We start from the raw sequence: 20,102 nt of genomic DNA, 5'->3' as shown, positions 1-20,102 counted from the left end.
TTCTGAATAGATCCCAAGTTGTCTTGGTGACTGTCACCCCATCAAAGAGCCCCAAAAAAGCACAACCTTATTCAAAAAGGTTGTGCTTGCTGTATTTCCTATTCACTTCATTCCAACCAAGGAACCTCAATCAGCGTACGGCCGATCCATTCGCGCAGGACTTCGTTGGTCGGTCCCATCAACGCCCCCGCACGTCCGTCGCGGAGGAATTTCTCGACTTGGCCTGTCAGGTAGCCGCGGCCGCCCGATACTTGCAGCGCTGCATTGGTCACCGTGATGACCATGTCTGCCGCGTGCGTTTTCAGCTGCCACAGCGGGTATAGGCATTCGGACAGTTCCAGCCCTTTTTCTGCGCACTCGTCCATCGCTTTCGCCGTGCGGTACAGCATGCTGCGAGCACTGTCGATCAAAATTTGGGATTTCGCCAGTTCGTGGCGGATCACTTGGTAGCCCGCTACGTTCGAACCTGTGTCGGCATGCACTTTCTTTTTCGCACCGTCAATAGCCGCATTCAACGCGCCTTGCGCAATGCCGATCCAACAAGCCGCCGTTCCTAGCAAAAAGAGCGGATCGACTGTGTTGTCATTGTAATAGCCTGCTCCGCCTTCACCGCCGATGCGGTTTTCCAACGGTACTTGCACGTTCTCGAACTTCATCGGACCGCTCGCGTTCCCGCGCAGCCCCATTGCGGAGAACGGGAATGATTGGATGCCTTCCTGATCTTTTTCGACGAGCAGATACATGAGGTTGTCCTCATCCTCCGTGTCAGGGGAAGAGGTTGCTACTATATAAAAGTCGGCTTCTCCACCACTCGTCACGAACGACTTATCAGCATTCAATAAGTAACCGCTTTCGTTCCGCGGCGCTTCACTGACGACATTCCAGAAATGCCCGCCAGTTGCCGGTTCACTGAATGCCAAGGCACCGACATCACCCCTCAAGACGCCTGGAATGAAGCGCTTTCTTTGTTCCTCGGTCCCCGCCTCATACAGCGTATGTACAGTCGTCGTATGCATGACCCAGCACATCGTCGAGGATGGACAATAGTGGGCAAAACTCTCGGAGAGCACGGAAAATGCGGTAAACCCGTTTTCCAAACCGCCCGCTTCCACCGGAATGGTAACGGCTCCATAACCCGCTTCCGCAATTTCTTTCAAGCTTTCTTTCGGATATTTCCCTTCCTGGTCTGAAATGACAGCCCGCGGAAGAAGCTCTTTCTCGCCCAATAAATGAGCCAGTTTTTGCAATTCCTCAAAACCTTCCGGGCAAGTCCACCATGTCGGGACCTCCATAATTCCTTCTTTTTCTTGTACCGCTGCTGTCGTTTTCACCAATGTGCTTTCACTCCAAATCATTTAGTGAACCTACTTTTGTTAAATGATTTGATTGAATAAAGTAAGGATGGGTATTTGCAAAAGAAGTAGGTATACACCTACCATTCGTTAATTGGTACTAGAGTGCTCTAGTAAGATGCGGAAATGTAGAAGTAATAAAGATAAGAAACGTACGCAGATTAACATTGCAAAAAAGTAAAAGTAACCCCATATTGTTTAAGTAAAAACCCTTAACAAAAGTAGGCCCTTCTTATATGCTAGCATAGTTACTGGAAAAGTCAAAAAAATACCGGGTCGTTGCGTTTGAATTGACACGATTATTCAAACAAACAAGTTAATTAAAACTTTCACGTTTGTTATGTTTGTTTTGGTGCCTGGCACCTTTTCTAAGAAATAATTGGTATAATACAAACCATCGAGAAACTGTAAAGAAGGTCGAGGTATTGAGCAAAACCCCATTTATTTTAGGTGGAATAGAGCTTATAGCTATATTTTCCGCTCTCTTTTATTTATTAGGCATTCGGGCCGATATCCGAAAAGTTTCCATTTTGTCACTCGGCGTTGTATTGCCGACTATACTGGCTTTCATGATGGCTAGATGGCTGGGCATCCTTATCCTGATGATTTCCACCACTCTCATTTTCTATCTATTTTCACGTAATATCCGGGTGATTATCGATTTATTGAGTATTTTTATAGGAGGCATCCTCGCCGATCATTTGGCGCAAATTGTGAATCATCCCTTGTTCGCCGGAACAAGCCTAGCTTTGCCGATCCATTTGGTGTGCTTCCTCCTTCTATTCCTAGGCTACGTCTATGTGTATAAGCGTATAATCGCAACACAATGGTGCCTCTTCAAAAGTTCGCCTATCATACTCGTCCTAGTCGTATTACTGATCAGTGCGACTGTTTTTATTTTGTATTGGAACATATTCACGATTTCGACTGAAAATGTGATCACCCTAGTGAGGATCAATTTTGTCATCCAAGTAGGTTATGTGGCTCTGGCCGGGGGAATATTTGGCTTATTATTTATCCATCTACAACGCCAACAGCAAGTGAAACAACGGGAAATAAAGCTGGAGCAATACATGATGTACATGGAAGCTTTGGAACAAGTCAATCGGGATATGCAGAAATTTCGCCATGACTATGCGAATATATTGCAGACAATCCAAGGGTATTTGGATACGGACAATTTAAAAGACTTGAAGCGGTATTTCAAGCAACATATCATCACGTCTGGGGAGCATACGCTATTTCGGAACAGAGTGCTCGGCAGTCTTGATCATTTGCAACTTGTCGGATTAAGAGGGTTGCTTGCCACAAAGTCGATTGAAGCGGATGAGCAAGGCATTCAAGTGTCGATTCGAATTCCCGAACCGATTGACGACATCCGGATGGACATTATCGATTTGACCCGAATTATCGGAATTTTAATGGACAATGCAATTGAAGCGAATCTCCGAATGGAACAAGGAAAAGTCGATGTCGCCTTTTGGAAGACGGACTCCCCTTCGATTGTCATCCGTATCCGGAACACCACTCCGGAAGACACGATCCGGTTGACGGACCTTGGTCGGGAATCATTTTCCACGAAAGGGACGGACCGGGGCATCGGCCTTTCGAATGTCCGACAAATTTTACAACAATACGAAAACGCCCTTCTGAAGACGCAAATCGAAGGGCAGTGGTTTATTCAGGAACTGGAGATTTTCTTTGTAGATGGAGCCGGATGATAAAACATGGATGAACGGAAAAGCACATGAACCAGACCATGTGCTTTTTTCAACTGTCACCTTAAAAATATATGCTTCGGTTGCTTCCAGAAAAATGCAATCACGGTTCCAATCGCTATAACGATGGCAGCGAAATAATATGGGTAATCGACATCGATGTCGAACAGAAACCCGCCGACAATTGGACCGAAAATATTGCCAAGGCTTGTAAAGGTGGAGTTCATCCCTCCGACGAACCCCTGTTCATTGCCAGCAATTTTCGACAAATAGGATGTGATGGCAGGACGAATAAGGTCAAACCCTGTAAACAGTACGAAGGTGGTCAATAAAATAGCGAAATACGAACTGACAAACGTCATCAACAATACAAGCAGCCCGGACACGATGAGGGAATAGCGGATCAGATTGATTTCCCCCATCTTTTTGGTCAATCGGTCGAATAAAAGGACTTGGCTGATGGCCCCTACAATGCCGCTACCTGTAATGATAATCGCAATGTCTTTCGGAGTGAAACCAAATTTATGGTCAACAAATAAACTGAACAGCGATTCAAACGATGCAAGTCCGAAAGACAACACGAAAATGAGGACGAACGCAATGAGATACATCGGGATGAAGATGCGGCGGAGGCCGGTCTGCTGGCCAGGCATCGGAATCTCCGCAGCCGCATGTTCAGGCTCTCTCAGCATAATCTGGGAGAGAACTGCGGCCAAGATCCCCAACACCCCCGCTGAATAAAATGGAACGCGCGTGCCGAATTCGGCGAGAAACCCTCCGATGCCCGGCCCAATGATGAAACCTGTGCTGATAGCCGCTGACATATAGCCCAACGCCTTGGCGCGCGTTTCACTCGTTGTGATATCCGCAATGAATGCTGTCACCGCCGGCATGATGAAAGCCGCACTCACCCCGCCCAACATACGGGAGATGAACAAAACTTCCACCGTCTTCCCATACCCGAATAAAAATTCCGAGAAGCCAAATACGACTAAGCCGAGCACAATCATGATTTTCCGGCCATATTTATCGATCCAGCTGCCGGCAAACGGGGAAACGATCAGCTGGGTAATCGCGAAGGCGGCGACCATGTACCCAACGACCTTGCCAGAAATGTTCAACTCATTCATGATGGTCGGCAGTACCGGAATGACGAGCCCGATTCCGAGGAAGGCAATGAACAAGTTCGTTAACAGTATTGCCAACACACCTTTTTGATTTTTCATCTATAAAACCCTCTCTAAGGCACCAATCACCAAACAATCACATTTGTTCAAACAAACAAGACTGTTTAAACAAACGTGGTTATTTAAACTTCCATGTTTGTTTATTCAATTGGTGTAATAGTGTAATATTTTCTCCTAGTTAGTTATTTCCCAAAAGTATTCATTTCTTATGAATTGTTATATATACTGAAATTTGCATGTTAAAGAAGCAGCCATTTACAACATATTAAGATAGTATATTCTACCAAAAAGGAGTTTGTCCATGGAAACAAAACGAGGGGGATTTTTTCAGAAATTCCTAGACATCATTGAGAAGACAGGGAACCGTTTACCACATCCCGTTACCTTATTTGCGGTTTTGGCTTTAGTTGTCATTATTTTATCCGCAGTCATCTCTTCCCTCGGCGTGAAAGTCGCCCATCCCGGAAAAGATGGGGAAATGATCGAGGTATTCAACCTTCTGAGCGGGGAAGGAATCCATTATATCATTACGAATATGACAGCGAACTTCATCGGCTTCGCGCCGCTCGGTGTCGTGCTGCTCACTATGCTTGGAATCGGGATTGCCGAAGGTTCCGGCCTAATTAGCGCATTGCTTCGCGGATTCGTCATGTCCGTTCCGAAGCGCCTCATTACGCTGGGGCTCGTGTTTGCCGGCGTTATGTCCAGTGTTGCTTCCGATGCAGGATATGTCGTCTTGCCGCCGCTTGGAGCCGTCATTTTCGCGGCGCTCGGTCGTCATCCGCTTGCCGGTCTGGCTGCGGCGTTCGCCGGTGTCTCCGGCGGATTCAGTGCCAACCTGCTACTGTCCGGGACCGACGCCCTGCTCGGTGAATTAACTATCATGTCCGCGGCCATCATCAATCCGGATTACGCGGAAGGCATGAATATTGCGATGAACTATTACTTCATTGCCGTATCTGTTTTTGTCCTGACGTTCGTTGGTGCTTGGGTGACCGAGAAAATCATTGAACCGCGCCTCGGGGAGTATAACGGCGAATACCGTGAGAAAATGGAGAAGTTAAGCGCTATCGAAAAGAAAGGTTTGATTTGGGCAGTTATTTCGGTCCTTGTGGCAGGTATCCTTGTTTCCCTTCTTGTGCTTCTTCCAGGAGCACCGTTACGTGGGGATGAGGGGGACATGCCAATCATCAAATCGCCATTCATGAAAGCCCTTGTGCCGATTATCACGTTCCTGTTCTTCGTACCAGGTCTTGTTTACGGGAAAGTGACCAAGTCGATCCGGAATGACAAAGACGTGGCAAATATGATGTCCGCGACGATGGCAGCGATGGGCGCATTCATCGTGCTGTCTTTTACTGCGAGCCAATTTGTCGCATTCTTTTCGGAGTCGAATATGGGTCTTGTCCTTGGCGTATACGGGGCAGAGTTCCTGCAAAGCATCAATTTGAAAGGCATCCCGCTTATCATTTTATTCATTTTGATTGCGGCTTTCATCAACCTGTTCATCGGCAGTGCTTCCGCGAAATGGGCCATGATGGCGCCCGTGTTCGTCCCGATCATGATGCAGCTCGGCTACTCGCCAGAACTGACTCAGATGGCGTACCGCGTCGCGGATTCTTCCACCAATATCATTTCACCGCTGATGACGTATTTCGCTATCATCATCGCCTTTGCACAGAAGTATGATAAAAAGATGGGAATCGGGACACTCGTCTCCGTCATGTTCCCGTATTCCATGTTCTTCCTGGCATTCTGGACCCTGACATTGATTGTCTGGATGCTTTTGGGCATCGATTTAGGACCTGGCTCACCGATTTATTATCTTCCATAATAAATCACATCACCTTGGTTGCGCAGTCCAAACAACGCCTATACACATGCAGCACCTCCTGGTATGTTGATCATATTTGGAGGTGCTTTCTAATTCATTTTCTGTATTACGGGTCAGCTTATAATCACATTTAAATGATCGGCTACTCAACCAAGGACAGACATTCGGGTTCTGTTGACTACCATAGACTGAAAAAGTACCAGGCGCTTTTATTACCATGAAAAAACACACTATCCGAAGACAGTGTGCCATCATTTGGTTTTGGTCATTTATACTTTATTGCTTTCCATTTTCCCTGCTACCAGTTGTCCGCCATTCTTCAAATACTTGTCGATTCCTTCAGCAGCCCGATACCCCAACGCTCCGATTGTCGAAGTCGGGTGATGGCCGCCGAATTGTGGAAACGCAGAACCTCCAACGACAAAGAGGTTGTCCATATCCCACATTTGCAAGTAATTATTCACAGCGGATGTAGCTGGGTCGGTTCCCATAATGACTCCACCTGCGTAATGCCCACCAGAATAAATATGGTCGAATTCGTACGGCACTTCATCCTCATCAATAATGTCGGCACCCATTTCTTCCATAATTTCACGGCACTTCTCAATACCAAATTTGGCGATATTCCGGTCCTGGTCTGTATATTTATTTGTGATACGTAAAAGCGGGTCACCGAAATCATCCTTATACGTCGGATCTAAATCATAGAAGTTATGCCACCAAGACATAACATTCGGAGTATACCAAACAACGAGATTTCGGTACGCGTAATGGATGGAGTTTTTCTTGAACTCCGCTCCCCATTTCGGTGTCCCTTTAGGTACATGATTACTCGAAATAGCAGCTTCTCCGTATTGCCTCATTTCAATTCCGCCGCCACCGATGAAATTCAAGTTCGTATGGTCAAAATTATCCGCCGCAAAATCACTCATTGTTCCGCCTAATGCACCAGCGCCAGCGTAATAGTTGAATTTCTTATCTTCAAAGTAGCCTCTTGCACCAAGGAATGTAATATTGAATTGTCCGTTCAAATTCCTGCCGATGACACCTTTCCTCGTTTGCGGATTATATTGTTGACCGATTTTGGATAACATCAATAGGCGATTATTCGTAAATGTAAATGCCGCCAGTACGACTACATCTGCGGGTTGCTCGTACTCCTGCCCAGTCAAATCATCGACATATAAGACCCCCGTCGCCTTACCGCCTTCATGCAAAACGCGGCGGACGTATGAACCGACTCTCGCTTCGTAGTTCCCGGTTTTCATCGCCGTAGGAAGAACCGTTACAAGCGGATCGGATTTTGCACCGAAATCACATCCATATTGGGTACAATAGGAACAGTACATGCATGCATTCATCACTTCCCCATCAGGGTTTGTATAGCCCTGCGAAAGATTTCCAGAGGCGACTTGGAATGGATGATACCCTAACTTTTTTGCCGCCTCTTTAAATAATTTGATTGGCGGTGACTCCATCATAGGAGGATTCGGATAGTCGTTGGTCCGCTTATCGCCTAACGGATCAGGTTCACCCGAAATGCCGGCCGTCTTTTCCCATCGATCATAATACTTCTCCATTTCGTCGTAGGTGATGCCCCAGTCCTGAATGGTCATGCCTTCTGGAATTTTTGCTTTTCCGTATCTTTCAATCGTCATGCTACGAATTTTAAAATCATACGGTCTCCAACGGTATGTCGACCCCGCCCAGTGTACACTCCCTCCACCTAAATCAGTGCCCGCCATCATTTCTTGCCGAGTCCTTACAGGTAGCGCCGTTTCATCCAGATAATTGCGGGATGTAATTGTTTCAGGGGCAAGGTTTTGCATCATTTCATACCGATTTGTATAGCGCAGCTCATCTTTTACCCCTATGTAATCCGCGCGCACTTGGTTTTTTCCCCGTTCCAATCCAACCACCTTATAGCCTGCCTTTGAAAGCTCTGCCGCCACTACTCCACCGGCCCAACCAGTTCCAACGATAACAACATCCACTTTATCCAATTTAATCACCATATTTTACACCCTCCCATTAGTGACCTTGATAATCACGTAAGCTTTGCTGATCCAACTTCACGAACTCTTCCGGTTCAATTTGTGCCATATAACTTGCACGCGGTCCCGGATATTCTTTCATTTTCCAACCCATCATATCGCGGTTGCCGCCATATACGGGATCCGCATACGCCCCCTCGAGTGTCGTCTGTAAGAGCAAATGGAAAAAGTTTTGGGATCCAATCCCTTTTAACTCCACTTGGCCATCATCAAACATTCGCATCACTTCATCTTGTTGTTCGGGGCTTAGCTCGACAAATTTTGCTCCAAATTCCTTTTGAGCCGTAAGATCCATTCCACGAAGCCCTATAATGAAGATTTCTCCTCGATTCATCTTGGTCTGATACCGTGGAGTAGGCGTTGGTACTTGTGTTTCCGTATTTGGCCCTTGGTTGTCCTGATCCCTTGTCTTGTTGTGATTGCCGGTAGTATCCATATTCAAGACAAAAGGCCCCTTCATGTATTCCTTAGCGTTTATCCCCCACTCACTGTGCAACTGTTTGTCAATGAAATAAGGGACTCCAAGTTCAATGGCACCAGGACCTAGATCATCCTTGGGCAATATGCGTTCAGTGGCGGCCGAAAGAATATCAAAATCCTCCGCACGTGTAAAAAACACACGAGCGTCTTGTAGTTGACCGCTATCCTTCCCAGTACTGGTATTTTTGACGTCCGTCTTTTTCTGGAACTGATTCGTCAGCAGACCGCCAAATAGCCCCCCTCCTACCACTCCTCCCGCAACTAGCCCAGTATTCTTCATGAAAGTCCGCCGGCTCATCCCCTTCTTCTCATTCACGTCTGTTGGTCTATCTGACATACTGAACTCCTCCTTTGAGACTAACCGCTTTCTATCCATCGTTTGCATAGTCATCCAAATCTATTCACTAAGTTGGTTCAAGAAATACATTTTGCATGATTACAAATCAACAAAAAGAATCCATTTTACCTGATCAGTAAAATGGATTCTTTTCATAAAGTTACAATTTGACCCGTTGAAGCCGAAGGGCATTAAGCACGACGGAAACGGAACTGAACGCCATGGCGGCACCCGCAACCCAAGGGGCCAACAGACCCACTGCCGCGATTGGAATTCCGATTGTGTTGTAGAAAAAGGCAAAGAACAAGTTTTGCTTAATATTGCGCATCGTTTTACGGCTCATAATGAAGGCGTCCGCCACACTATTCAAATCGCCGCGCATTAGCGTGATGTCCGCTGCTTCGATGGCAATATCCGTTCCAGTCCCGACGGCCATCCCGATATCCGCCATCGCAAGTGCTGGCGCATCATTTATGCCGTCGCCGACCATGGCTACTTTTTTTCCTTGTTCCTGCAATCTCTGGATCTGCTCACTTTTTTGTTCCGGCAGCACTTCTGCAATGACATGAGACAATCCGACTTGCCGACCGATCGCTTCTGCGGTATGCTGATTGTCTCCTGTCAACATAATGACGTCCAATCCGAGTGCCTGCATTCGCTCGATCGCTTCTTTGGACGTTTCCTTCACAGTGTCTGCCACTGCCACGACACCCGCCAACATTCCATCGATTGCGATCAGCATTGCCGTTTTCCCTTCCCCTTCCATTTTCTCCATTGAAGTTTCAATATCCTGAAGGGCTACATCCCGACTGCGCATTAATTTTCGCGTACCGACAAGAACCTGCTTCCCAGCAACTTCCGCTTCGATTCCATACCCAGGGAGTGCTTTGAAAGCTGCAGGTTCGATCAAATCGATTCCCTTTTCTTTGACGCCGGTCACGATCGCTTGCGCCAACGGATGCTCCGATTGGTTTTCAGCCGATCCGATCCATTGCAAAACGTCCTGTTCCCCAAAACCTTCCGATACGATAACATCCGTTAAGGCAGGCTCACCTTTCGTCACGGTACCTGTTTTATCCAACACGACTGTGTCGATGGAACGAGTATTCTCCAGATGTTCCCCGCCTTTGAAGAGCAATCCCATTTCAGCAGCTCGACCTGAACCCGCCATGATCGAAGTCGGCGTAGCCAAACCGAGTGCACACGGACAGGCAATGACCAGGATGGAAATGGTCGGAATGAGTGACGCCCGGAAATCACCTGGCGTTACGGCGAAATACCAAACGAGGAAAGTCAAGATCGCAATCCCGACGACGACCGGGACGAAGATGCCAGAAATCTTATCTGCCAATCGCTGGATTTCCGCCTTGGATCCTTGTGCTTCTTCTACCACTTTGACAATTTGCGATAGGGCGCTATCTTTGCCGACTTTTGTCGCTTTAATCTGCAAGGACCCATTCTTATTGATTGTCGCGCCAATGACAGGATCCCCGACCGCCTTATCGACAGGGATGCTTTCCCCCGTAACCATCGATTCGTCGATTGCCGATTGGCCGTTAATGATTTCTCCATCGACCGGGATCTTTTCGCCCGGTTTGACGAGGATGACATCGCCCGCTACCACTTCTTCAATCGGCACTTCCAGCTCCACCCCGTCTTTCAAGACACGGGCTGTTTTCGCTTGCAGACCGAGTAGTTTTTGAATGGCCTGGCTCGTTTTCCCCTTAGCGCGCACTTCGAACAATTTTCCAAGAACGATCAACGTAATAATGACAGCGGATGCTTCAAAATACAATTCCGGTTCTCCGACGCTGCCCGCGTTCATCCATTCAACTGATAAATAAAGGCTATAGAAATAAGCGGCACTTGTACCGAGAGCGACCAATACGTCCATATTGGCGCTTTTATTTCGTAACGCGTTAAATGCACCTTTGTAGAACTGCGCCCCCACGATGAATTGGACCGGCGTCGCAAGGGCCAACTGGACCCATGGATTCATCAGAATTTCCGGCAAGTAGAGAAATGATAAAAATTCAAAATGGGCGACCATCGTCCATAATAGCGGAAGGGTCAAGATCAGGGAGAAGATGAATTTCCGGTATTGCTTTTTGATTTCCTGTTCTTTATGGTCTATCTTATCCTTGCCATCCGATTTCGCTATCAATTCATAGCCCATCTTTTTCACAATGGCCATCATCTCATTCGGGCTCGTTTGACCACTATCATAATCGACTGTCAATGTTTCAAGCGCAAAATTGACCGCAGCGTTTGAAACGCCGTCCATTTTATTAATCCGTTTTTCAATTCTACTTGCACACGCCGCACACGTCATGCCTGTTACATCAAATTCGGCTTTATCTTGAATGACGCCATAGCCCATTTTTTCAATTCTCGATGTAAAATCATGGACATTCGCTTTTTCCGGATCATACACAATCGTTGAACTTTCCAAAGCAAAATTGACATTCGCCTTCTCGACGCCTTCCATTTTGGATAAACCCTTTTCGATTCGGTTTGCACACGCAGCACAAGTCATCCCGTTAATCTTCAAGGTCTTTTCTTGAGTTGCCATTTTTACTCCTCCAATACTATATGGGGGTATATAGTTTTGAAAAAAGAAGGATTATACTTCACCGTATAATCGCTTCGCAATCTTTTAATTTATACCCCCGTACGGTGTAAATTTCCTTACTTACGCAACCTCATATCCTTGATCTTCGATTGTTTCTTTAACTTGTTGCAAAGTTGCATCGTTATCGAACTCAACAGTCACTTCATTGTTCGTAAGGTCGACCTTAACTGCAGAAACGCCATTCAGACCGCCAACACTCGTTTCGATGGAATTGACACAGTGGTTGCAAGACATACCTTCTACTTTTAGTACTTCTTTCATGATAAAAAACCTCCTGTTTTGTTGTCACTCACAATATACTATACCCCATTATGGTATTTCAATCAAAAAGATTATTTCGTCATCGTTTTCATGACACTCATCAGCTCTTGGATAGCAGCCTCTCCATCTTGCCCTTTAATGGCATTGACAACACAGTGATGCGTGTGGTCTTCCAATAATGCTAAGGACACTTTATTCATCGCTGATTGAATGGCGCTGATTTGGTGTAGGATATCTACACAGTAGCGATCATTTTCAATCATTTGATGGACACCTCGCACTTGCCCCTCAATCCGTTTCAACCGATTTAAAAGCTGCTGCTTATTAGGCTGGACAGTCTTCTTCGTTGTTTCTGACATACCAATCACTCCTCAGAGTTCTTACATACCCTATACCCCTATTATAACACGTGACAGTCACCTTTACAATTCAGACACTATTCTGAATCGCTCCCAATTTGTATTGGTGTAACTGTCACCTTTTCAATGATGATGGTGATGGGGGTCCCCAGCGGGTTCGGGTTTCACTTGGCATAAGATCGAATCGTCATGGACATGGGAGGGCGTTTCCAATTGGATGGTGACGTGATGAATATTCAAATGTGCCAAATCATACTCAATAGCACGCAGCAATTGTTCACTTTCCGCAATGGTCATTTGATCGTCCACCACTGCATGGCAGGAAAGCGCGTTTAACCCACTTGTAATGGACCAAACGTGCAAGTCATGCACACTTTGAACACCTTTTGCATTTTGGATAGCGTGAAGGACGTCATTCAGATCCACGTTTGAAGGGACGCCTTCCATAAGCACATGCAGTCCCGACTTAGATACAAAATAGCCGCTGCGCAAGACCAGTATGGCAACAATTACACTCGCCAATGGATCTGCCCATGCCCATCCGAAAAACATCATGAGCAGGGCCGCTGCGATAGCCCCAATCGAACCGAGCATATCACTAATGACATGTAGATATGCGCCTTTCATATTCAAGTTTTCTTCCACGTCTCCGCCGCGCATCATGATCCAGGCGACGAGAATATTGACAGCTAATCCAATGCTGCTGACGATCAACATCCCTGTCGTCGCCACTTCTGGCGGGCTGGCAAAACGCTTCACTGCTTCATAGAAGATAAACAATGCAATGATGATCAGCGTCACACCATTTAAAACCGCAGCTAAAATTTCGAAGCGCCTGTATCCAAATGTCTTGCTCGTGCTCGCTGCCTTTTCCCCAAACTTAAAAGCAAGCAATGCGATGCCTAGGGAAATCGAATCACTTAACATATGACCTGCATCCGCCAATAAGGCAAGGCTATTTGTTAAAAATCCACCGACTGCTTCGACAATCATATAGGATGTGATGATTAAAAAAGAAATCAATAATACTTTTTTATTGGCACCATGTGTATGATCGTGCCCGTGGTCATGCCCCATTGGGAACCCCCCTTTGTATAATCAATGATGAGTTGCGTGATCAATCGCCTGTTTCAATAAGTTCATAACATGATGATCGTCCTCTGAATAATAGAGGGTCGTTCCCTCTCTCCGAAACTTCACCAAACGTAAGTTTTTTAAAAAACGCAGTTGATGGGAAACTGAGGATTGACTTAAATTAAGCGTCTCCGCAATATCATTCACAGAATGTTCTTCGGAACATAACAAGTTTAATATCCGGATTCTCGTTGGATCGCTCAGTGCTTTAAACGTTTGCGAGACAACAAACAATGTCTCCTCATCCAAATGCCGATACTCTCCCATGAGCGGCTGTTCATTATGATTTTCCTCGTTCATTTCCTATTCCTCCCTTACGCGTTAATGTCTATATGAGCATATGTTCATATAATATGATTGTTGTCATGAAATATCAACCAATAAGTCTAGAGTTCTCTAATTTATTTTTCTAACTTGTAAAGGTGACAGTCACCCATGCAATTCCGGCACTATTCCGAATTGTTTCCAATTTGTATTGGTGACTGTCACCTTTCGAAAGTAAATATTCATCGCCAATTTGGGGAACACTATTCGTTGAAATTTGAAATGAAGGAGGTTAGATCTATGTTCAGAAACGCATCAAAGTCGAATGATCCTGTCCCTGACGAAGAAAAAGCGAAGAAAACGATTCGGAATATGGAAGCGGCGGAGGCCGCAATGGAATTCGCGGAAGGAAAAGAACTCGCAGCAATCAAAGCAAAAAATGCCCGCCGAAGAAAAAGTCTAGGCTGGTCGTCTGAAGAAAATGATGATTCCCAAGAATGATTATAGAAATTGAATCAGGCACTGAAACAAATTTCCGTTGTTTCAGTGCCTGCTTTCATACAATGGAAGTGCTTCCTAAAAAGTTTCTACTTCTCACTGGATCCTGACGCTAGGGCTTTTCAGTAAAGGCTCTTGAATTTCTGTCACTTCAAAGAATGGAAGAAATCCAGTACTCGGATGGCAGTTGACATAGATAAGCTCGATATCTTTGGATTGAAGCACCGAAACCTCGTGCCATAAAGCAAGTTCGGTCTTAAAATCATGCCTTTTCAACATCTCATAAAAGGTTCCGTAGATCGCTTTATGTGTTGGATGATCATGCGTCCAGCGTTCAAGATGCCCCATGGAGAGATAATATCCGATGACACATGATTTATCTACTATTTCGCCGTCATGGGTCTGTTCATAGACTAATTTTGAACTAATACAGCCTGTTTCACTAGCATTTTCACGAAGAAACGTATTCGCTTTTATGAGGGTCGGTTCCACTAGTCCTATATACGTTTCCCTTTCCCCGCTACCACATTTAGACCAATTTTGAGCGGTTCGAATCAAGCAAATATTATCCGGCGCCGTGACTTTTAGCCGTTTTCCGAAAGACTCCCGGACAATGGGTTCCGGTAATTGAAGGCCAAGGGGGCTTTCCAAATCACTACTGGCAGACACCGGCATGCGGTCGCGCATTGCTCCCCAATATTCATGGACTTCTGTATGCTTGATCGGTACAAAGTGTGAAACCCCATTATCGTAATTTTCTCCGGAATGAAGAGTCTCAAAGTGATCAATCGGAATGGTCGTTACCTCACTCCAATACCCGATTGGACTATTTTCATCGATTTTTTTACCCGACCACCACTTTTGTACTTCAGGATCCGCAACCCATGATTTAAATGTTTCAGGCTCATCCCAGTAGGCTAAAAAGATGGAATCTTGGTATCCATCGGCTCCTTGATGCAAGGCTCGATCCACATGTTTGGGGCCTGTCCGCAAATCGAAACTCTTTTTCATCATTCCCAAATGTTCCGCTGCGTGATCCAAAGACTTGCTTTGAATCCCAATCTGCGCAAATACTACATAGCTCATTTCAGGAGGAAATTCGGCAGTCCAGGCATTCGCTTGTGGATTGTGATTTTCCGGCATATTTTTCAATTACCCATCTCTCCTTTTAAGCTGTTCCAGTATGAAAGTGACAAGAACCACAGCACTTGTACATCAAGAATGGACTTTTACATTTGCCTTGTTGCCATATTGAATTTCTTCATATGTTACTGTCTCTTGTGCTGATTCACCGATATGTTTTATCGGCTTCTTTTCGGTTCTATCAAACGATAAAGACAGGAATCCTGGCGTTGAATAGTGACCCGCCGAATCAATAAGAAATTTCCCTGGAATGATTTGCTCCAGATCAATGTCGGCATAGGTGATGCCCTCTTCGTCATGGGCCAGTTTATTCCCGATTTCCATACCGTTCGGAGCGATGATCTTAGAAAATCCATGACCGACTTTCATGAAGTTCCTTTGCTCTTCCGTTTCACAAATTTTATCACGTTGTTCTTCTGTCCAAATTTGCGAGGACAGTAAGCAAAAGACCTGGTTGGAGATCGCGTAATACTTGGTAGCGGTTACACATTGTTCCGGACCAAATAAATGACCTTCCTGAGGCATGCCGATCGGCCAGGAAGCTACATGCACTTGTTCATTCATAGATGCCATCGCGGCAACATTAAGCGGCAAGAAATGTTCCCAGCACTGCAATCCGCCCAAGTTTCCAAACTCCGTTTCGAAAACAGGCATCATGCTGCCGTCTCCATCGCCCCAAATCGTTTTTTCTGCATTGGTCGCCTTCAATTTGCGGTGTTTTCCGATAAGATCTCCATTCGGATCAAACCAGAGTTGAGTCAGATAAAGGGACCCTCCGTCTTTTTCCGTGACGGATACACAAAAATATACCTTGTTCCGCTTCGCTGCCGAACTCAACTTTTGCACGGCTAAACTGGGAATCTCTACAGAGTTTTTATATAGTTGAATATAGTATTTCATGCCATAATCCGCATTGCCGAGCCAAATCCACCAAGGGTATCCCGGGATGAATGCTTCTGGAAACGCGATGACTTTTGCACCATTTGCCGCCGCCTCATCGACGAGTCTGCATGTTTTATCAATTGTTGCATCCAGGTCCAATAAAACTGGAGATGCTTGAACAGCTGCTACACGATATTTGGGGTAATTTGACAAGGTAAATCCTCCTTTAAAATATATAGATGAATTGGATGAATGAAGCAAGACACCGCTTACATAAAACCCACCTCCTTGGAATGCCAGTTGGAGAAGCCACTATGTTTGGTACTTTCAACAACCAACTATTCCAATTATTCTATATTCAACAGTATAAGCCCCACCCGTTTTGGTAGCTTGACCGTACAGGAACACGAACTTGCCTATTTGTGCACACTCCCTTCTTGTTTACAAACTAATTAGGCGAATTGACACATCTCACTTCTCGAAGTATACTTTGGAAAAGTCAGTATTTTAAGTTTATTAGTAAAGGAGGAGGTTAGATTGCAAACGATCTTGCATACGCAACAGGTAGAGGAACAGGAACGTTTTTCATATTGGCGTGATGCAATCTGTGATGTGTTTGTAAAGCTCGATGCTTCTCAACTCTCCCCTCATACGTTTACAGGTCGAATGGAGACTGGTTCCTTGAAGGACATTCAAATTTCTGAAGTAAACGCGGATTCACAACGCGTTGTTCGCTCCAACCGACAAATTCAGAAATCCGTAGAGGACTATTTCCTTGTCAGTCTGCAAACGAAAGGACAAGCCTATATCAAGCAGGACCAACGAGAGGCCCGACTGCAGCCAGGCGATTTCACCCTATACGACAGTACCCGGCCCTATGTATTACATTTTGAGCAGCCATTCCAACAAATTGTTTTTCAGTTTCCCCGTTCGCTATTGCTTGCCCGCTGTGCGGAGGCAGAACAAATTACCGCAATATTGAATCCGGGAACGCAACATCCGGTGACCACCATGGTTTCCACATTGTTGAGAACAGTAGCGTCCTCTTATCTTCATCTCGACTCGATCACCCGGTTGCGTGTGGCCGAAACTACTTTGGATTTGCTGGCGACCGCGTTAACCACAATTTCAGGGGTTAAATTAAACGAAGTCAACTCCATGGCCAACGTTCATCGGGCTGGCGCGCGAGCATTCATCTCCACCCACCTAGCCGATCCTGATCTTACGCCTGACGTTGTGGCCTTCAGCCAAGGGATTTCCACCCGCTATCTCCATAAATTATTTGAAGCGGAAGGACAATCCGTCGCTGCTTTGATTCGTCAACAGCGCTTGGAACACTGCCGTTTAGATCTCAGCGATCCTAAACAAATCCAACGCACCGTCATGGAGATCGCTTTCCAGTGGGGCTTTAACAACGCCGCCCATTTTAGCCGGACCTTCAAGCAACGTTTCGGTATGAGCCCGGCTGAATATCGTGCTACAACTTTAAGTAAGGCTAAAGAAGAGAAGTGATATCAGTTTGGAGGGACCCTGTCCTCCCCTGCAAAAATGCCAAAAACCGTCCTCTTGTGTATGAGGCCACTGAAAAACTCACGTTTAATTTGCAAGGTACCCCGAAATCTAAAAAGACACCATCTCGTTCTTTTTTTCGAACGAAATGGTGTCTTTTTCTTTGGTTTTTCTTACTTTGCTTCTTTCATTAAGGTTATTATTCTCCATTAGAAACTCTTTAGGTGACTTTTGGTTATAACGCGATTTCGTATGCGTAGCATCCACGATAATCGTTTTACTTTTAATCAAGTTCTTTTCCAGTGCGATATCAACCGTTTTATAAATAAGCATGTCTACTAAACCTAGGTCTTGAAGACGAAGGTTACGGAATTTCGTTAATAAACTTGAATTAATCACGGGATCTTCTGGAGCCATGTCCCAGAAATACTTAAAGGACATGTCATATTTCGAACGTTCAACTACATCAACATCTGATAAGTCGAAGATGGATTTCAACAGTGGATACTTAAACATGCGAATTGGCGGCACGGCTTTACTGCCGTTATCCAAGCAATATTTACTTCTCAACTCTTCTAGAATGAAGGTGAAATCAACAAGTTCGTTTATTTGACGCAGCATATTATCTTTTGGGACGACGATATCGTAAATTGCCATATATGGACTGAGGTTCAGAGATTCTTGATTGGAGATCATCAGGGACACCACCTGGATTTAATACGTTGATTATACAATAAAAACGGCGATCCATTCCTCGATGAAAGGAATTGAATCGCTGTTTTTTTTACTTTATATGCGGGTGAGTCCCGTTGATTGGAGTGCAGAGCGGCGACTCCTGTGGGATTAGCGGGACAGGTGAGACCCCGCAGGAGCGAAGCGACGAGGAGGCTCACCGCCCGCCCCACGGAAAGCGTCCGCTCGGAACGGAAATCAACAGTTCTAGCATGAGCCCTCTTAAGTGGACTTTTTCAGTGGCCTCTTGAAGACGGTTTTTTAGTATTCATGTTTAATACGAAATCATAATTAACCCGAGAGAAAAGCGCCATGTTTCGTATCGTCCATACTTGTTCAGCAGGGGTTAGCTTCTCCCTCACCAATAGACAGAAGTGATTGAATTTTTGATAGACTAATGAAATACTATTACTAAAAACTGTTTCACCGCGAAAGGGATTACTATGCAAATAGATGAGATTGATGTCCAAATACTATAACTGTTAAATGAAAATGCTCGAATACAATGGAAAGAAATTGGTGAAAAAATTCATATGACCGGACAAGCTGTGGGCAATCGCATAAAAAAATGAAGGATCTCGGCATCATTCAAGCGTATTCCATCGTGATTGATGAATTGAAGGTCGGTCTCCCTTATACGGCCTTTATCATCTTTTTTATGCATGCTCAGACGCATGACGATTTATTGAAATTTATTGATATACGCGATGAAATTACCGAAGTGCATCGTGTTTCGGGAGATGCCTGTTATCTGTTAAAGGTAACGGTCAGTTCACAGGATGCTCTGAATCATCTATTGAATGATTTGTTGAAATACGGAAACTACCAGCTTTATTTGTCTATCAAGGAAGTGAAAAAACGTTCTAATGCTTTATGGGCGTCTAATGTGTGACGTTTTTCTTAGAGATGAGTGGCATGAGATATCCTTTGTTTTCTTTGCTCATGCTGCAGGGTTGCATTCTTCTTGAGATAAATGCCCTCCCCCCCTCCCATAATCCCTAGTCTTTTAATTACTCAGTGTAAGCCATACAAAATGCCATTCAGGATACCCCGAATGGCACTTTTGTCTAGAATATCCCTTACACCGTTACTGCGGATAACTCTTTCGCAACAGCTTCGACTTTTTTCAGACCCTCTGCAATAATCGCTTCCGCTTGATCTGGTGCAGCTGCATGACCTTCGATAATGACTTCATGCGTGATTTCCATACCGAATACGCCACCTACAACGTTTTTCATATAGTTAGCGGCCATTTCCATCGGTGCTGCTTCCGGTGTGGAGTAAACGCCGCCACGGGAACTTAAAATAATGGCTTTTTTATCAGTCATCAATTGTACAGCTTGTCCATTTTCATCATATTTGAATGTGAAGCCGGCTTGGTATACATAATCAATGAATGTTTGCAGTCTCGCCGGGATTGTTAGGTTCCATAATGGGAAGGCGAATACAACGACGTCTGCTGCTGTCAAAGCATCCATTGCTTTTTGTTTTGCAGCTAAAAGACGCTGTTCGATATCTGTCATTTCTTCGCCCGATTGTACTTTACCGAAAGCGTCGAATAATTCTTGTCCAATATATGGCATATCTTCCGCAAACACATCAAAAGTTGTTACATTGACACCTTCAATTGCATTTATGAAAGTTTCATACATTTTGCTTGAAACACCTTCCGAAGCTGGACGGTTGTTGGCTTTTACAACTAAAACATTCATTTTGTAATTCTCCT

At 45.2% G+C, this 20,102-nt stretch carries 16 protein-coding genes and 2 pseudogenes; 5 read left to right on the top strand and 13 right to left on the bottom strand.

What is annotated here, in order from left to right; all coding sequences use genetic code 11:
• Window positions 1-107: 107 nt before the first annotated feature.
• On the bottom strand, window positions 108-1,355 hold the full coding sequence (locus OXB_RS05810) for an acyl-CoA dehydrogenase family protein (protein ID WP_041072613.1): 1,248 nt from the start codon (window positions 1,353-1,355) through the stop codon (window positions 108-110).
• Between the two features lie 422 nt (window positions 1,356-1,777).
• On the opposite strand from OXB_RS05810, the gene OXB_RS17875 reads away from it, so the two are divergent.
• The gene (locus OXB_RS17875; RefSeq protein WP_052483883.1) at window positions 1,778-3,073 is read left to right on the top strand and encodes a sensor histidine kinase; all 1,296 of its coding nucleotides are present in this window, start codon (window positions 1,778-1,780) and stop codon (window positions 3,071-3,073) included.
• Between the two features lie 56 nt (window positions 3,074-3,129).
• Here the strand turns inward: OXB_RS17875 and norA are convergent, their stop codons facing one another.
• Window positions 3,130-4,296, bottom strand: coding sequence for a multidrug efflux MFS transporter NorA (norA, locus tag OXB_RS05800; protein ID WP_041072611.1), 1,167 nt, complete (start codon window positions 4,294-4,296; stop codon window positions 3,130-3,132).
• Window positions 4,297-4,558: 262 nt separating this feature from the next.
• On the opposite strand from norA, the gene OXB_RS05795 reads away from it, so the two are divergent.
• The gene (locus OXB_RS05795; RefSeq protein WP_041072609.1) at window positions 4,559-6,091 is read left to right on the top strand and encodes an AbgT family transporter; all 1,533 of its coding nucleotides are present in this window, start codon (window positions 4,559-4,561) and stop codon (window positions 6,089-6,091) included.
• A 269-nt stretch (window positions 6,092-6,360) separates the two neighbouring features.
• Here OXB_RS05795 and OXB_RS05790 read toward each other — a convergent pair whose 3' ends face one another.
• The 7 genes from OXB_RS05790 to OXB_RS05760 form a co-directional block, all read right to left on the bottom strand.
• A complete protein-coding gene (locus OXB_RS05790) occupies window positions 6,361-8,106 on the bottom strand; it encodes a GMC family oxidoreductase (RefSeq protein ID WP_041072607.1) in 1,746 nt (581 codons plus the stop codon).
• 16 nt (window positions 8,107-8,122) lie between these two features.
• On the bottom strand, window positions 8,123-8,962 hold the full coding sequence (locus tag OXB_RS05785; RefSeq protein WP_041072605.1) for a gluconate 2-dehydrogenase subunit 3 family protein: 840 nt from the start codon (window positions 8,960-8,962) through the stop codon (window positions 8,123-8,125).
• A 160-nt stretch (window positions 8,963-9,122) separates the two neighbouring features.
• Window positions 9,123-11,534 (bottom strand): heavy metal translocating P-type ATPase, encoded by a 2,412-nt coding sequence (locus OXB_RS05780; RefSeq protein WP_041072603.1) that lies wholly within the window; start codon window positions 11,532-11,534, stop codon window positions 9,123-9,125.
• A 120-nt stretch (window positions 11,535-11,654) separates the two neighbouring features.
• A complete protein-coding gene (gene copZ / locus OXB_RS05775) occupies window positions 11,655-11,855 on the bottom strand; it encodes a copper chaperone CopZ (RefSeq protein WP_041072601.1) in 201 nt (66 codons plus the stop codon).
• Between the two features lie 71 nt (window positions 11,856-11,926).
• Window positions 11,927-12,214 (bottom strand): metal-sensitive transcriptional regulator, encoded by a 288-nt coding sequence (locus tag OXB_RS05770; protein WP_041072599.1) that lies wholly within the window; start codon window positions 12,212-12,214, stop codon window positions 11,927-11,929.
• Window positions 12,215-12,337: 123 nt separating this feature from the next.
• The gene (locus tag OXB_RS05765) at window positions 12,338-13,291 is read right to left on the bottom strand and encodes a cation diffusion facilitator family transporter (RefSeq protein ID WP_041072596.1); all 954 of its coding nucleotides are present in this window, start codon (window positions 13,289-13,291) and stop codon (window positions 12,338-12,340) included.
• A gap of 21 nt (window positions 13,292-13,312) precedes the next feature.
• Complete coding sequence (locus tag OXB_RS05760) at window positions 13,313-13,648, bottom strand: ArsR/SmtB family transcription factor (protein ID WP_052483881.1); 336 nt, start codon at window positions 13,646-13,648, stop codon at window positions 13,313-13,315.
• A 264-nt stretch (window positions 13,649-13,912) separates the two neighbouring features.
• Here OXB_RS05760 and OXB_RS05755 point away from each other — a divergent pair, with 264 nt between their 5' ends.
• Window positions 13,913-14,113, top strand: a complete 201-nt coding sequence (locus tag OXB_RS05755; protein ID WP_041072594.1) for a hypothetical protein — start codon at window positions 13,913-13,915, stop codon at window positions 14,111-14,113.
• A 93-nt stretch (window positions 14,114-14,206) separates the two neighbouring features.
• Here OXB_RS05755 and OXB_RS05750 read toward each other — a convergent pair whose 3' ends face one another.
• Together OXB_RS05750 and OXB_RS05745 are read right to left on the bottom strand one after the other, a co-directional pair.
• Window positions 14,207-15,253, bottom strand: a complete 1,047-nt coding sequence (locus tag OXB_RS05750) for a phenylacetaldoxime dehydratase family protein (RefSeq protein WP_231860395.1) — start codon at window positions 15,251-15,253, stop codon at window positions 14,207-14,209.
• A 72-nt stretch (window positions 15,254-15,325) separates the two neighbouring features.
• Window positions 15,326-16,348: a carbon-nitrogen hydrolase family protein gene (locus tag OXB_RS05745; RefSeq protein ID WP_041072590.1), complete on the bottom strand. Its 1,023-nt coding sequence runs from the start codon at window positions 16,346-16,348 to the stop codon at window positions 15,326-15,328.
• A gap of 324 nt (window positions 16,349-16,672) precedes the next feature.
• Here OXB_RS05745 and feaR point away from each other — a divergent pair, with 324 nt between their 5' ends.
• Window positions 16,673-17,647: a transcriptional regulator FeaR gene (feaR, locus tag OXB_RS05740; protein ID WP_041072588.1), complete on the top strand. Its 975-nt coding sequence runs from the start codon at window positions 16,673-16,675 to the stop codon at window positions 17,645-17,647.
• Between the two features lie 189 nt (window positions 17,648-17,836).
• On the opposite strand, the pseudogene OXB_RS05735 reads toward feaR, so the two are convergent.
• A pseudogene (locus tag OXB_RS05735) lies at window positions 17,837-18,340 on the bottom strand (transposase); the annotation flags it as partial.
• 515 nt (window positions 18,341-18,855) lie between these two features.
• Here OXB_RS05735 and OXB_RS05730 point away from each other — a divergent pair.
• Window positions 18,856-19,268, top strand: a pseudogene (locus OXB_RS05730) (Lrp/AsnC family transcriptional regulator).
• 187 nt (window positions 19,269-19,455) lie between these two features.
• Here OXB_RS05730 and OXB_RS05725 read toward each other — a convergent pair.
• Complete coding sequence (locus OXB_RS05725) at window positions 19,456-20,088, bottom strand: FMN-dependent NADH-azoreductase (RefSeq protein WP_041072586.1); 633 nt, start codon at window positions 20,086-20,088, stop codon at window positions 19,456-19,458.
• Window positions 20,089-20,102 lie beyond the last annotated feature (14 nt).

The sequence above is a fragment of the Bacillus sp. OxB-1 genome (assembly GCF_000829195.1).
In the GTDB taxonomy this organism is placed as follows: domain Bacteria; phylum Bacillota; class Bacilli; order Bacillales_A; family Planococcaceae; genus Sporosarcina.
The sequence above is the reverse complement of the archived record's forward strand: the minus strand, read 5'-3'. Positions and strand labels throughout refer to the sequence as shown.